The organism is Saccharopolyspora elongata (assembly GCF_004348985.1).
GTDB lineage: Bacteria > Actinomycetota > Actinomycetes > Mycobacteriales > Pseudonocardiaceae > Saccharopolyspora > Saccharopolyspora elongata.
This window is the reverse complement of sequence record NZ_SMKW01000065.1, coordinates 16,629-31,477: the sequence shown is the minus strand read 5'-3', so window position 1 is coordinate 31,477 and position 14,849 is coordinate 16,629. Positions and strand designations below refer to the sequence as shown.

Genomic DNA, 14,849 nt, shown 5'->3' with positions numbered 1-14,849 from the left:
GCCGGTCATGTTCTGGCGAGTACTCGGCGGCGCAGCAGGTCGAAGTTCGCGCGGCCGAACATGGCACGCTTGATGAGCTTCAACCGGTTCACGTTGCCCTTGGTAGGGCCATTGCTGTGCGGCAGGGTCAGTCCGGCGACCACGGCGTCCCAGTCGCGGCGCAGGGTGGTGGCAAACGAGCGGATCTCGCGGACACTACTGGCTTCTGCTTGGTCGGACCAGGTGTCTAGTTCGGTGCCGCGGTGTTGGCGCAGCAGCAGCGTGAATTCGGCTGCGAGCCGGGATGTGGTGGCGACTTCCTCCGAGCGGCTCAGGACCGCGTCTAGCTGCTGCCGTTCGTCGTCGTCCAGATCCTCGGGCCGTCGCATGATCCAGGCGGTCACTTTCCGGGGGGTAAGAGTGGGCGGTGCCTCGGCGGGGGCGCTGGCGATGCGCCAGTGCTGCAGGTGACGGCGCACGGTCTGGGCACTGCCTCGGTAGCCCTGGGCTTTGATCTCGGTATAGAGGGTCGCGGCGTTGACGCAGCCCTCGCTCCAGCGCTGCTGGAGGTAGGGCACGAAGGCGTCGATGAGGCTTCTCCGGCGTACCTCGGAGTTCATCAGGCTGGTGATGTCGCCACGGGCGTAGCGGCGCACCGTCTTGCGGTCCAGGTTCAGCTCGCGGGCGATCGCCGAGATCGTCCAGCCCCGGGCGATCATCCGCTGAACCTGCGGTTGTCGTTGCCGGATCCGCTGGGCCAGCGGTCCTTCCGACGAGCCTGCCTCGGGAGTCGGCAGCTTCCGGATCTCATCGGCGGGCTTGTCCTGCAGGCAGGACCGGCAGCGGTGGATCACCTTCTCCACTGCGGTGGAGAGGTTGTTCCATACGGGCACTGGTGGGCCGCCGGCGAGGTGCCCGCAGTGCGGGTCCTTTTCCAGCGGCCCCCAGCCCGAACGACGCATGCGACTTTCACCGCACGTCGCTCTCCGGTGACTACTGCGTGAGACGCGGAGCAGGTTGTCCAGAGTGGATTGCATTGTGGCACTCGCGACAGACCACCAGGGTCTTGCGCCGCCGCCGTGCCATCAGTTGCGCCCACTCCGGCTGTGGCTGTCCTGGTCGATCGAGGTCTGCGAGCTGTCGGACATGGTGCACCGAGATGCCGTCCGTGCCCTTGCAGAGTTCGCACCGATCCGCCAAGAGCCGGGTGACCAACTCCTTATGGCGGACGACTCCCGGGACCAAGACACGGTCGGAGATCGCCGTGTCCTTCTGCCTTCTCAAAGGAATACCGCCGAACCGTGCGACCAGTGGCTTCCTGCCACTGCGTTCGATCCTGGCCTCGAAGCACTTGCGCAGCCCGTGCGGGGTGTTGACGGTGGCCGCGTACTTGCGGGCCATCGTCGACACCGACGAGCGGTGCTTGTTGGCCAAGGTCTTCAGCAGCGAGGTCTCCATGACCCAGAGCAGTCGGTAGAGACGATGGACGTTCCCGGCCAGCAGGTAGTACTGGACGATGCCCCGCCACTCGGCCCCATAGGTATTGACGATGGTGTGGTCGTCCTCGTTGATCAGATGGGGCCTGCGCTCGGGTTTACCGCGCGACAGGTAGGGGGCTTTCTTGGTTTTGATCACCGACTCCGGCACCCGCAGGCTGACGACGCCGTTGGCACTGCGACGGCCACGGGTGACCTTGCGGTCGTTGTGGAGCACGGTGATCTCGTAGCCGAGGAATTTCGCCGCCCCTGTACGGGCGTGCGTGATCAACGTCTTCTCGGACGAGTTCCAACTTGAGGTCATCACGTAGGAATGTCGTCAGGCGCTGTTTGATCTCCTCGGCTTCGGCCTTGGGTCCGGTGAAACCGAAAAGGGTGTCGTCGGCATACCGGACGTAGTGCAGCCGCCGGAAGCCCGGATCGCGGGGATCCCCACTGGGCATACCGCGCAACTGCTTACGCAGTTCCCGCGCCGTGACGCGGTCGCCGCGCTTGTGCGCTCGGTCTCGTGCCGCACGCACCCGAGCGTACTCAGTGTCTTGCTTCCTGATCCGCCCCCGGGTGTATTCCGGAATGAGCACTGTCGCGACGAACTCGTCCAGTCGATGCAGGTAAATGTTGGACATGACGGGCGAGACCACGCCGCCTTGCGGAACCCCGCTCAACGTCGCGTTCCATACCCAGTCCTCCAAGTATCCGGCCTTGAGCATGTTACGCATCAGGCGCAGGAACCGGTTGTCCTGGATCTTCTCCGCCAGCCTGGACAGCATGATCTGATGATCGAAACTCCCAAAGCAGTCGGAGACGTCTCCCTCAATGAACAGGTCGTCCCGGTCCAGGTGTTGGCCACGTCGCGCAGCGCGGTGTGGCATCCCCGTCCGGGGCGAAAACCGTGTGACCGGTCGGAAAAGGTCGGCTCGTAATACGCCTCCAACAACAGACGCGCCACCTCACCGACCAGCTTGTCCGACCACGACGGCAAGCCCAGCGGCCTGCGTTTCCCGTTCTTCTTCGGGATATATATCCGCCTGGCAGGGCTGAATCGGTAGCGCTCGTGGCGCAGCGCATCAATGATGCGCTCGATCTTGCTCAGCGACATGCCGTCCACGGTTTCCCCGGAGGCCCCAGGCGTCATCGCCCCATGGTTGGAGTAGATGCGCCCATAGGCCAGCAGATACAACTGCGGGTTGAACAACTGCCGATACAGCTCATCACACGGCAGGCCACGCCTGCCACGCTCACGCAGGACACCCAGCACCGTTTCGGCGCTCTGCATTACGCATACCTCCCGGTCGTTGAGTGTCCGATCACCTGGTCTGCTTCGCCCTGTGGACGGCCTTCCCGTCCGCCTTGGCCGGGCGTGACTCCGGCGACTACTACCAGACCTCCGTCGCCATAGGACTCGCGTCCCGTAGGCGATCCCATGTTCGCCCTGGCCGTACATGACAGCGTGACGTAGGCGTCCCACTCATCCCCTTCAATGTCCTCATTGGACATCGTTCCGTGCTCCGGAGGTTGCCCCGGCCATGGCACCAAACCGGAGCAGAGCACGGCGTCGGCTTCGGACGTCATTTCCGACGGATGCGACCTTCCATCAACTGGGAATTGGGATTCAGACAATCCAGCTTTCGCCATATCACGCGGGTCCCACAACGCGCCGCCTCCAACGCCTGAGCACGGCCGTCGCTTCAATGGCATGCTGTTGTCCCCTTCGCCTTTCGGCTCCAGGTAAGCCATCGGACCCAAGAACCTCCCTCCAAGTTCCTCCCGGCTGAGCCGGGGATACAACCAGGCGCCTCATGGCGCACTGCCACCGGTCGGCTACCTGCACCGCGCCGGGCAGTGCGTCGCGCACGGCCTGCGCGTAGGTGGTCGATCCGTCCCGGCAGACGACCTCGACCCCGGGATGGGCCCGCAGCCACTCGGTGACGACCTTCGCACCCCGGCCGGGCAACACGTCGACCCTCCGGCCGGTGTCGGCGTCGATGAGCACGGTGGCGTAGTCCTGACCCCTGCGCAGCGCGAAATCATCAATACCTAGCACCCGCGGCACCCGCAGCGCCGGCAGCGGGATGCCCAGCAAGGTGCGCAGTGCGGTGTCCCGGCCAACGTCCATGCCCAGGGCCGGCAGTAGCCGGGCCGAGGCGCGGCCGGCGAGTTCCCGCACCGTGACCCGGATCTGCTCGGTCAACCTGATCGTGCGCCGCTGATACCGCTGCAGCAGGCCAGGAACCTGTTCCCGGAACGTCCGCCACGTACAGTCCGCGACATCGCAGCGCATTCGTCGGATACGCACCCGCAGCAGCACCCGACGACCATCGAGAGGCACATCGGCCGGGGTCCGCTGGTGATAGGCGTGCAGCCGCGTCGTCGGAGTCGCACACCCCGGGCATTCCACCGCACCGCCCCGCGTCGCCGCCCGCACCACGATCACCTCACCGGCGTCCTCCACACCCTCGATCACCAACGCCGCTAAACCCGAAAACACCACGCTGGCAAGGGCTTTCACATCAAGCACACTTGATCATGACAAACCCCGCACGCACGACCGACAGCACCACCGAAAGTGCGGCAGAGCCAAGTTAACGGTGGATCGCGTTGATGTGGTTACTTTCTTCCTACGGACAGGCGTCCGTCGAAGGCGATCTCGAACGCGTTCAACGCCACCTTCCACCGGGAGGTCCAGCGTTTACGGCCGGCCCCGGTGGGATCCAGCGACATGATGGCCACGTAGACGCATTTGAGTGCGGCCTGCTCGTTGGGAAAATGCCCGCGGGCCTTGACCGCCCGGCGGATGCGGGCGTTGACACTCTCGATAGCGTTGGTCGAGCAGATGACCCGCCAGATCTCGGTATCGAAGGACAAGAACGGGACGAACTCCGACCAGGCGTTCTCCCACAGTCTGACGATCGCCGGATACTTGCCACCCCAGTCCTCGCTGAACTCCAGAAACCTTTCCATGGCGACGGCTTCGGTCGGCGCGGTGTAGACCGGCTTGACGGCTTTGGCGATCTTGTCCCAGTGTTGCCGGGCCGCGTACTGGAAACTGTTGCGGATCAAATGCACCACGCAGGTCTGGGTCACCGCCTGCGGCCACACCGTCCCGATCGCCTCCGGTAGCCCTCGCAGACCGTCGCAGACGACCATCAGAACGTCTTGCACGCCACGGTTTTTCAGCTCCGTCAAATGCGCCAGCCAGTCTTTGGCGCCCTCGCCGCCGTCGCCGGCCCACAGGCCGAGGATGTCGCGGGTGCCCTCGGTGGTGACCGCCTGTGGGGTTCCACAAGTCGGTTCACGTGCTGCGACCTGTACCTTTCGGCGTCACCGGCGAGCAGGGCATGATCGCAGGTCATGTCGCTGCGTCTGCTTTACCTGATCTTCGTGCGCACTGGGGGCTGGTTGTCGCTGCTCGGCCGCTCGTCGGCGTCCAAGGACGTCGAAATCCTGGTGCTGCGCCACGAGGTGTCCGTACTGCGCAGAGCCAACCCGAAACCCCGGATGAACTGGGCCGACCGGGCGATCTTCGCCGCGCTAAACCGGTTGCTGCCGAAAGCGCTTCGCGCGCATCGATTGATCACCCCAGGCACGGTCCTGCGCTGGCATCGTCGCTTGGTAGCCAGGAAGTGGACGTACCCGAACCACACCGGACGTCCGCCCGTCGATGACTCTATCGCCGTGTTGATCGAGCGCATGGCCAGGGAGAATCACATCTGGGGATACAAGAGGATCCAGGGCGAACTGCTCAAGCTCGGCTATCGAGTGGCTGCCTCGACGATCCGCCGCGTTCTCAAAGGATTGCGCATCCCACCGGCGCCACTCCGGTGCACGGATACGACCTGGCGGCAGTTCCTGCGCACCCAGGCGTCAACCATGCTGGCATGCGACTTCTTCCACGTGGACTGCGCGGTCACCCTCAAACGGATCTACGTATTCTTCGTGATGGAAGTCGGCAGCCGGTACGTACACATGCTGCGCACGACCACCAACCCAGACGGGGCGTGGACCACTCAGCAGGCCCGCCACCTGCTGATGGACCTCGGCGATGGCATCACCGAATTCCGATACCTCGTAAGGGACCGGGCCGGCCAGTTCACCGCTTCGTTCGATGCAATCCTCGCCGATGTCGGCATACAGGTAGTAAAGACTCCTCCGCGCTGCCCACGGGCGAACTGCTTCGCCGAACGGTTCGTGCGCACTATCCGAGCCGAACTCACCGACCGCCTGCTGATCTTCGGTGAACGGCATCTTCGTGCGGTACTCACGGAGTACGTCCGGCACTACAACGGCCACCGACCACACCGCGCCCGCGAACTCCGCCCACCACGACCACGCCACCCCGTCGCGAACCTCAGCCATGAGCGGATCAAGACCCGACCTGTGCTGGGTGGCCTGATCAACGAGTATGAGCGCGCAGCTTAAAGCTGCTGATCAGCGCCTCCAGCCGACTTCTGGAACCCCACAGGGCCTCACTCACCTGCGTCGAGGCAACGGTACTGGCGCTGCGGCACTACTTCGCCGGGCGCACGACCACATCCAGCCCTACATCCAGCAGCCCCCGTACTCGGTGGCCGCGGAGCAGCTCACCCACTACGCCACCGACCTTGCCACCCGGATCGAACGAGACGGCCCGGACGCCATCGCATCCGAGCAGCTGTCCCCGCAACTGCGCACCATCAGGGCACCGAACGGTTGACCACCTCGCGCGCAGAGCAGTCCGAGAATCCAACGTCACCGAACTGCACGAGACCCGGTTGCCAACAAATTGGGCTCTACTGACGTATCCGTGGGGTGTCATGCTCGTCTGGGGAGTGTGGGTGGGTGGCTGCCGAGGGCGAGCATGGCTAGTGCGATGAGTGCTTCGGGGCTGCGGAATCCGAATGCGATGCGGGTGAGTAGGCGGATTTTGGTGTTGGTGGACTCGATCAGTCCTTGAGACAGGCCGTGTTCCAGCGCGGCGTCGATGGCGGCGCGGTGTTTGACGATCATGCCCCGCGTCGCAACGGTGCAGGCTTCGACGCAGGGCGCTCACCCCGGTCGCGTGGCTGCTGCCCGGCTCGGCCCGTCCGCTGACCTACGCCCGCCGGTACCGGCGGAGACGAGGATGCGCGGAACCGCTTGTCTGAACGAACGCGCCCCCGCACCCTTCACCCGCAGCGTCCGTCGGTGGTGCCCTCAGAGGCGGGTTCGAGCATTCCAAAATCCAACCATCGAAGAAGCAGACGCGCGTAGCTACAGGCGCCTCTGACGAGCGCCGGCCAGCGATCGTTGATCGGTAGTCACGTGCGACCTCGTTGGTCTTGTCGGGTGGATCCGAGTGTGAACTTGATCGAATCGGTTGTCGCGACTGTTCCTGCTGTGTGAGGCTCAGCCGCTGGTTGACCAAGGCATGGCAGATTGGTTCTGGGGGTTTCGGCGTGGAACAGATCGCGGTGGATTTCCGCGCTCTGGAGGCCGGTGAAGAGGCGTTGCGGCACGCGGTCGACGAGATCGACCTCGAAGCTGTGGTCGCTCGGCTACTCGTTTCGTGGAGTGGCGAGGCCGCTGACGCCTACCAGGCCGCGCAGGCCGAGTGGGACCAGGCCGTGGCCGGGATGCGGGAGAACGTGCGTGAGATGCACCAGCTGCTGGTGTGACCGCGCTGGCGACCTCCGTGGGACACGACGCGGGCGTGCCCCTGGACCGCGACCAGCGGTATTCGGTGTTCACGCTCGAGCACCGCGCCACCGGAGAGGATTGGCGCAGCCTGATCGGCACTCCGGAGATCGTCCGCGGTCTGCTGGCGGGGCTGCGGCGCTCCCCGGACGGTATCGCCGACGTGCTCGACCGGCTGGAGACCCTGCTGGCCGAGCACGATGCCGTCGGCCAGGGCTGACCGCACGCACTCGTTCGGGGACGTTCGTGGACTTCTAGAGTGCGGCCATGAGCCCGACGGGAACCTCGCAGACCCGGCTGATCCACCGCGAACAACACACCCTCATCCGCATCCGTCATATCCTCACCGGTCAGCACCTGGAAAAGCCGCCTCACCTCCTCCGGCACCATGATCGACGAAAAACATCACACCCGCCCACCCCAAGAAAACCCAGCGACTGGGCAGTCTCGGGGGAAGCTCGGCCGATCCGGCCAAGCAACCCTCGACTTCACCGGAACATCAGCGGCAACTGCCGCTCCCAGGAATCATCCTCTTCTATATCCCACACCAGGACACAACGACCTTGGTATTCACCGAGTAATTCTTCATACACCGCAACAATTTTCTGCTCGGCGAGTTCGTACGCATCCCGGACGGCGTCACCTGCCACACATACCGATGCCGCACTGCCCGGGTTGAACAACACCTGGTTTTCGTTGCAAGTCAGCTCGATCAGTTCCGCAACAGCAACACGCCACCACACCAGCGAGGAAACACGCCGCTTGGGTGATTCCGCCATGGCCACAAGCACATACGCAGCTTCATCCGGCGATCGCACCACCTGCGGGTGCCCGGCGCCGTTCATGACAACCCGAACCGCGTATCCCGGAAGAACGCCCGAAGATACTTGGCCCCGTCCGGGCCTTTATCCATCAGGAAACGCAGCTTGGTGGCATCCACCACATCGCTCAGCGAATCATTCTCAGCAGGAACATAGTCCGGACCGGCGAGGAAACGGCCAACGCACCAGTTCTTCTGCGACGGCCACACGCTGACGACCGAATAGATCAATGGAACCTCCTCCGCGGCCTCACCAACCCACCGTGGGTCCATTATTACGAACCAACGTCCCCGGCTAAGCATCGCCCCTCACCACGGCTCGTCGCGCGCGCATTCGAAGTCGCACACGCAACGCCAAGCCAAGCCAAGCCAACACTGCCAGTGCAACTGGTATCCAGCTGCGGAAAGCCTGGCAAGTGTGCCCCTTCTACCCGACCGTCAGATGAGAAAGGGCATCGATCTCGCTGACGAACCCAAGGCTCGGAGCCGACCAGCAATGCCCCAAAGAACTCACGGGTTCTGCTCAACCACGCGCAGCGCGAGTTCCGGTACGTGGTAGATGCGAGCGCCGTCGACCCACAGCGAAGCGTCGGCCACCGCGAAGCGGCCGTCGGGGCCCTCGCCGATTTCCAGCACGTCCAACTCGACTGTCGCTGTTTGGTTGGCCGGCGTGACCTGTCCCCGGTACTTCCAGGTCAGCGGCCGATCGGTCACCAACGAAAACCGCGGGTCGGTCAGGCCGTCGCCCAGCCCACGGTCGATCATGTAGAACCTCAGCAGCTGGCACATCGCTTCCACCCCCAGCGAGCCCGGTTGCACGGGGTCCTGGAAGAAGTGGGCCTTGAAATACCACTCGCCGGGCCGGATGTCCTTCTCCGCCACCACTCGGCCGAGCCCGGCCTTGCCGCCGTCGGGCCAGTACCCGGTGATGCGATCCAGCACCAGCAACATCGGACCAGCCAGTCTCAGCGAGCCGTGCCCGTCGCAGGGAAGCAGCTCTCGACATGAGTCGCCGGAAAGTCGCTCGCCACTTGTGGAGGGCAGGCCTATTTGCTCGGCGAATGCCCGTGCGGGAAAGAACCCGAACACGCTCGAAGCATGCAGCAACCGTTGCCCATCGGCCTCTACGTCCACAGCGAAGGAGACGATGATCGTGCCGGAATACCGGGAAATGTCCAGCAGGGTGACCGTCGTGCGTAGCGTCTGCACCGACTGGTCCACCTCGCCGAGAATAGTGGCGCTGCCGTCCAGATTGCGGAAAAGAAGGTCCTCTTCGGACGACAGTGTGCATCCCGCGTAGGAGGCGAACCACCCGCATGGCTGCAGCGCCACTTCCATCAACACCGCCAACGGCATCACCGGGTACCCGTTCTCCGCCCAGTACCAGGCATCCGCCGGCAGATCGTATTCGGCGACGGCGTGACCGCCTGCGGTCATCGCGCCCTGCGGCGCGTCGACCGAGACGATCCGCGAGATGAAGTGGTACGGCGGCCCCGGCAACCGCGCCGAACGACGGACGCCATCGAACGGGGCGAACGCGGGGCCGAACGCATCGGTCGGCTTGCCCCAGGCCGATGCGAGAAGCCCGGAACGGCCGAAGATGCCGCTGCCAACTTCGGCATCCTGAACGGGGACCAAGGTTGCCAGCGGCCAATCCGGCACCAGGCGCAGCCCGACTCGTCTCGCGTGGAACGCCTTGACCCCGTCCACCGTGCACAGCACGTCGGCGGTCAGCGTCGGCACCGGACCCGCCGAAACTTCGGTGACGAAAACTTCGTAGGTGATCGACCGGCTGTCCGGGGTCACCTGGCCACGACAGCGCATGGCCACCGGTACGCCGGTCACCGGCTCGAACCGCCAACCATCGGCGTCCACGGTGTGCCCGAGTGCCGCAAGGTAGAAGGCCATTGCCTGCAGGCAGCCTTCGTACATCAGGGTTCCGGGCATGCACGGGTCGTCCTTGAAGTGGCCTTCGAAGAACCAGTCATCGGCGGAGACCGGTGTTTCCGCCCGCAGATAACCGCGTTTCCACGGACCGCCAGCCGGATCGAACTCGGTGACCTCGCGCAGCAGCAGCATCTTTCCGCCGGCGATGCGCGGGGTGCGGACGTGCGCCTGGGTGCACAGCCATTCCGGGCCGAAGCAGTCGTCCGGCCGCCCCGCCGCGAATGCGGCGACCTGCTCGGCTGAGAAGCTGCGCGCCGAGGACACCACCTGAGGTTCATCGAGCCATCGAGCGGGTTCCGGGGTCTCGCCGGCCGGATCCCACAGGACGCCGCTGGTGTCGGCAAGCTCGTGGTCGCTGAAGAACCCCGCCTGGCCGCCGCGCACGCTCAGCCTGAGTTCGCCGTCGACCCGGCAGTCGTAGTGAAAGAAGAAAAGGCGCGTGCCACCGTGGTCGCCGTGCGCGTCGATGTGGATGTCGAAGTCGAGCATCTCACCGGGCGCGGGTGGGCTGCCGTGAAAAGTCAGCTCGCAGCCCAGCAGCCGGTACACGCGTTCGCCGCGGTTGAGCAGATCCACCCCCATCCAGCTGATCAGGAGCAAGTCTGCCTGTCCTGCCTCGATCATCAGCCCGGCTGGCATGCGCCCGGTCGGATCGAGATACCACGCATCGGCGGTCACGTCGGTCTGGGTCCAGATAGTGCCGGTCCCCAACCGCCCGCGCGGCGCATCGAGCCCGGTCACCCGGTCGGCCAGCAGCATCGGAGGCTGGGGCATCCGGACCTGACGCCGAAACCCGTCCTGTACCCGGAACTCCGGCCCGAACACCTCCGAAATCCGGCCACTCGCCAACTGCACAAGCTGCTCCCGACCGAAGATCGGGCCGCTCAACTGCCCGGTTGGGTGCTGGGTGAAGGCCGCCTCTGACCAACGTACCTGGTCAACGGTGTCCTGCACCTCGCCCAGACCGGGCGTACCGGGCCGGCTCATCAGGACCATGCGTGATTTCTCGAGCAGGGCGAGGTACTGCTGATGTACCTGGGCATGGCTTTCGAGGAACTCCTGGTGCGTCGAGGCGACGATGCGGTGCCATTCGCCGTCCGCGTGGAGTGTTTTCCTCTCGACCGTAGTCTGGACGGGTGCCGGAGTCTGGATTGGCAGTAGCGGCTCACCGGCCGGATCCGGGACCGGTGCCAGCAGCTCGCCCACGGGAGGAAGCACCGGTGCCGGCTGCATTCGCTGCTCCGGGTGCGGTTCCGGTAGCACGATCGGCGGAGGATGCGCCGCGGTGACGAACGTCTTGACCACGGGGCGTGGCGCGGGCCGACCGGTCGCCAGCGCACCGAAAAGCCGTTCGTGGTCGATGATGACACCCGCTGCGACCAATTCCGCGACCGCGCGGGTGAGCTGGCGCAGGCTCCGGCCGTCAGCCGAATCCAGCGCTACGGCCACATGTTCGCGGTCGCCGAGAATGCGTTGAATCCATCCCGTGCACAGTCCGCGCGGCCCGTGCTCGATGAACACCCGGACCCCGTCCCGCCACGCCCGCTCGACGGTCCCGATGAAATCGATTGTGCCGACCGCCTGCGCGGTCACGGCATCGGCGGCATTCTGCTCGGTCACCACGTACGGCTCCGTGGTGGCGCAGGAGTAAAAGCGCATGTCCGGCAGGTCGAAGGTGGGCCTGCGGTGCAGCTCCCAATACTGGTTCCGTACCTCGTCGACCTCCGGGACGTGCGCGGCGATGTCGTAGTCGAGCGGCAGTGCGTTCGGTTGTCCCAGCCGCCGCAGCACACGCTGGCAGCCTTCGGATTCACCGCCTAGAACACTCACCCCGGGCGCGTTCATCGCCATCAGGTGCACGGCGGGTTCGCCGGCGACGGCCTCGCGGACGGCTTCCGCTGATGCGCTGACGATGTAGGCGGCCCATTTCTCGCCCGTAACGCCATTCCGCCGCCACGCCCGGCGAACAGCGGCGAACTCCCCGGCGAGCGCGCTGGTCAACACCACGGAGTCCTCGACCTCCGCAACCAGCCGCGGTACGTCGCGCCATGCGCCCATCGCGACCAAGGCGCTGGATTCCCCCGAGGAATAGCCGATGATCGCGGTGGGTTTCACGCCGAGCAAGCCCCGCGTGATCTCCGTGTGCAGCTGACCGAGTACTGAGGCACCCCAAATCTGGTCCAACGCGCGAGGTGCCGTCCCGGCAAACGCCCATCCGATCAGTTCGGTCAGCGAGCCACAACGCTGTTCAACTCGTTGCCGGATATCCGGCAGCGCGAGCATGACCTCTCGCCCCATCCGCGGGTAGCTGGCTGAACCATTGGAGAACACGAATGCTGTTTCGCCCAAAATGGGTTTGGGCCGGAACGCCACCCCTTCCGGCTGGAGGCCCTGCCCGGCCAGCCAACGTTCGGCGGCCCCGATCCGATCGTTTAGCTGAGTATGGTCGGCTGCCCGGACGACCAGTCGCGCCGGTCCCGTGTCGGTTTCCCGGCCTGCCCGCGCGGCAGCGAGGGCAGTAGCTGCATCGGCGCCGGAAAACACGTGCAATCTGCCAGCACCATCGGCGATCCACGAATCCACGGAGTCAGCCCGGAGTCCGAGATGTCGCTCCCGCGCCCCCAGCGTCGACACCGCCACAGCCGCGCTCCGACGGTCAACGGACGGATCGGCCGGCCGGTCGACACGCGGTATCGCCCCATGCCGCACGGCCACGGCGGCGCACGCCACGGCAAGCAGCCCCTTGGCTGCATGCGGCACCCCGAAAATCTCGGCGGGGTCGAAGGTTTCTCTGGAGCTATGAGCCACCTGATTCTGCTGGTTCGCAATTTCAATGGAAATCGGATCCCTAATTTCCATTGAAATTGCACCGTCACCCACGACGAGGCCAACGTCCGGTTGGGGGTCGGTGAGGACGGCGAGTACGTCGTCGCCGTCCCGGCGCGCGTCGTCTAGGCGTTTGAGGATCAGCACGACGGCCGCATCGCCGGGTGGAACGTCGATGTTCAGGTCTGCGAGGGCTTTGCGGTGCACCTGCTCGTGGGAGAGGTCGACGGCACCGACCAACACCGCATCGGCCTCCCGCGAGCGCAAGGCTCGCTCGCCGATTTCGAGCGCCACCAAACCGGATGCTTCCTCCGCCGAGACGGTGAAGCTCGGCCCGGCCAAGTCCAACTGGGCATTGATCCGGTTCGCCACGGCGTTCGGCATCGTGCCGACGACCGCGGGAGCGTCGAGGACCGGCGCGAAAGCGTTCGGATACTGCTCGCGCTGCTCCGATTCGCCGAGGTTGCTCGCCACGCGTGTGCGGGTCGGATAGCGGGCCACCTCGACATCGCAACCCATGCCGATCAGCACCATCGTCCGATCACGAACCAGACTGACATCGCGCACCGCCTCGCGGGCGGCCTCCAGAATCGACACCTGCTGGCCCAGCGACTTCTGCAGGTCCGCCGGTGGCACGCGAAGTTCCGGGACAGCGACCGCGTAGTCGACGGCACGGCCCAGGCGGGGGGTTCCACGCAGTAGCGCATCGCGGAACTCGTCGGAGTCCGCGCAGTCGGCGACTCGCGCGCCGATACCCACGATCGCGACCTCATCGGGTCGTGAGTGCGAAGACCGGTGGGGGGCGGTTTTCGCACTTACGACCACGTTGTCACCTGTCCATTGTTCGAGGACCAGGTGGGCATTGTTGCCGCCGAAGCCGAACGCGCTGATCCCGGCGCGGCGGTGGCCTTCCCATGCTTCGGCTTCGTGCAGCAGGCGCAATGGGGTGTCGCGCAGCGCCTCGATCGGCTCGTCGGCTCCGAGCGTTGGAGGGCGAATGCCGGCGTCCATCGCGGCAAGCACCTTCAGCACACCGGCGGCTCCCGCGGCCGTGATGAGGTGGCCGGTGTTCGACTTCGCCGAACCGATCGGCAGATCCCGCGCCCCGGCGAAGGCCCGCGATGTGCTGCGAACCTCGACCGCATCGCCGAGGCTGGTGCCGGTCGCGTGGCACTCGAGAAGCGACACCGACTCGGGCGAGATCTCAGCGTCGGTATAGGCCTGCTGGAGCGCGCGAACCTGGCCCTCCTCGGTGGGCACCAGGATGCCTTTCGACCGTCCGTCGTTGGACAGTCCGACCCCGCGAATCACGCCACGAATCCGAACGCCCGCGGCGAGTGCGTCGGACAACCTCATCAGGGCGACGAAGGCCGCACCTTCGGCCGGGACCAGGCCGTCGGCGTCGCGGTGGAAGGGACGGCTGCGTCCAGTGGGGCTCAGCGCGGACAGCGCACTGAACGCCTGGTGGATCGCGAGATCGTCGGTCCGGTTGACCGCGCCCGCCACCATGAGATCCGCCGTGCCATCGTGCAGGCGATCGCACGCCAACTTCATCGCGTAGAGCGACGATGCGCACGCCGCGTCCAACGCGAACGCGCCCGCACCCAAGCCGAGCGCGGCCGCCGCGAAATGCGCCGGGATACCGGAGGAAAACCGGTTCAGCGCGCTGGGCTCGGGCCCATCGAGCAGGCCGGACAAAACCGCCCGGACAGCAGGCGTCTGGTCGGACAACCACACGCTCTCGGCAAAACGCACCATGCCATCCGTAGGCAGCGACAGATTGCCGAGCACCAGTCCGGCGCGTTCGTGGGGCTGGTTGATGCCTGCTTCCCCCAGTGCTTGACGTGCACCGTGCAGTACCCAGCGATACGACTCGTCCAGCACGTCGATCCGCGCGGCATCGACCTGCAAACCATCAGGATCGAAGACATCGGCGAAGCCGGAGACATAACCGCCGACGTCGCTGCGGATGTCAAGCGGCACGTCGCCGGCGGGCAGTCTCCAGCGGCCTTCGGGAACCCTGGTGAGGCTGACATGGCCTTCGATGATGTTGTCCCAGAACGCATCCGGGTCAAGTGCGCCCGGTAGTACGCACCCACGACCAACGATGGCTATCGGCTCGAACACGC

The 14,849-nt window shown here is 65.5% G+C and carries 11 protein-coding genes and 3 pseudogenes; 4 read left to right on the top strand and 10 right to left on the bottom strand.

The genetic code is table 11. From position 1 onward, the window contains the following. Positions 1-5 precede the first annotated feature (5 nt). From E1288_RS34290 to E1288_RS34275, 6 genes and pseudogenes are all read right to left on the bottom strand, one after another. A complete protein-coding gene (locus tag E1288_RS34290) occupies positions 6-941 on the bottom strand; it encodes a transposase (protein ID WP_165968403.1) in 936 nt (311 codons plus the stop codon). A 31-nt stretch (positions 942-972) separates the two neighbouring features. After that, a complete protein-coding gene (locus E1288_RS48295; RefSeq protein ID WP_408014248.1) occupies positions 973-1,614 on the bottom strand; it encodes a group II intron reverse transcriptase/maturase in 642 nt (213 codons plus the stop codon). Further along, entirely contained in the window at positions 1,574-2,293 is a 720-nt protein-coding gene (locus tag E1288_RS50525; protein WP_408014255.1) for a reverse transcriptase/maturase family protein, read from the bottom strand. The genes E1288_RS48295 and E1288_RS50525 overlap by 41 nt, the downstream gene beginning before the upstream one ends. Then, positions 2,194-2,751: a reverse transcriptase domain-containing protein gene (locus E1288_RS48285; protein WP_207954716.1), complete on the bottom strand. Its 558-nt coding sequence runs from the start codon at positions 2,749-2,751 to the stop codon at positions 2,194-2,196. Before E1288_RS48285 ends, E1288_RS50525 begins: the two co-directional genes overlap by 100 nt. A gap of 534 nt (positions 2,752-3,285) precedes the next feature. After that, positions 3,286-3,993 (bottom strand): annotated as a pseudogene (locus E1288_RS34280) (ISL3 family transposase); the annotation flags it as partial. Positions 3,994-4,082: 89 nt separating this feature from the next. Next, positions 4,083-4,742, bottom strand: a pseudogene (locus tag E1288_RS34275) (IS256 family transposase); the annotation flags it as partial. 84 nt (positions 4,743-4,826) lie between these two features. On the opposite strand from E1288_RS34275, the gene E1288_RS49190 reads away from it, so the two are divergent. Next, positions 4,827-5,894, top strand: a complete 1,068-nt coding sequence (locus tag E1288_RS49190; protein ID WP_132492710.1) for an integrase core domain-containing protein — start codon at positions 4,827-4,829, stop codon at positions 5,892-5,894. Next, positions 5,878-6,168, top strand: a complete 291-nt coding sequence (locus E1288_RS34265; protein ID WP_132492708.1) for a DUF309 domain-containing protein — start codon at positions 5,878-5,880, stop codon at positions 6,166-6,168. Before E1288_RS49190 ends, E1288_RS34265 begins: the two co-directional genes overlap by 17 nt. 76 nt (positions 6,169-6,244) lie before the next feature. Here the strand turns inward: E1288_RS34265 and E1288_RS34260 are convergent. Beyond that, positions 6,245-6,458: pseudogene (locus E1288_RS34260) on the bottom strand (transposase); the annotation flags it as partial. A gap of 431 nt (positions 6,459-6,889) precedes the next feature. Between E1288_RS34260 and E1288_RS34255 the strand changes: the two are divergent. Beyond that, the gene (locus E1288_RS34255; protein ID WP_235884003.1) at positions 6,890-7,108 is read left to right on the top strand and encodes a WXG100 family type VII secretion target; all 219 of its coding nucleotides are present in this window, start codon (positions 6,890-6,892) and stop codon (positions 7,106-7,108) included. Then, complete coding sequence (locus tag E1288_RS34250; protein WP_132492706.1) at positions 7,105-7,347, top strand: hypothetical protein; 243 nt, start codon at positions 7,105-7,107, stop codon at positions 7,345-7,347. Before E1288_RS34255 ends, E1288_RS34250 begins: the two co-directional genes overlap by 4 nt. Before the next feature lie 268 nt (positions 7,348-7,615). Here the strand turns inward: E1288_RS34250 and E1288_RS34245 are convergent, their stop codons facing one another. The 3 genes from E1288_RS34245 to E1288_RS34235 all read right to left on the bottom strand — a co-directional run bounded on the left by E1288_RS34245 (position 7,616) and on the right by E1288_RS34235 (position 14,847). Further along, on the bottom strand, positions 7,616-7,972 hold the full coding sequence (locus E1288_RS34245; protein WP_132492704.1) for a hypothetical protein: 357 nt from the start codon (positions 7,970-7,972) through the stop codon (positions 7,616-7,618). Beyond that, on the bottom strand, positions 7,969-8,178 hold the full coding sequence (locus E1288_RS34240; protein ID WP_132492702.1) for a hypothetical protein: 210 nt from the start codon (positions 8,176-8,178) through the stop codon (positions 7,969-7,971). The genes E1288_RS34245 and E1288_RS34240 overlap by 4 nt, the downstream gene beginning before the upstream one ends. Positions 8,179-8,457: 279 nt before the next feature. Next, positions 8,458-14,847, bottom strand: coding sequence for a beta-ketoacyl synthase N-terminal-like domain-containing protein (locus tag E1288_RS34235; protein ID WP_132492700.1), 6,390 nt, complete (start codon positions 14,845-14,847; stop codon positions 8,458-8,460). Positions 14,848-14,849 lie beyond the last annotated feature (2 nt).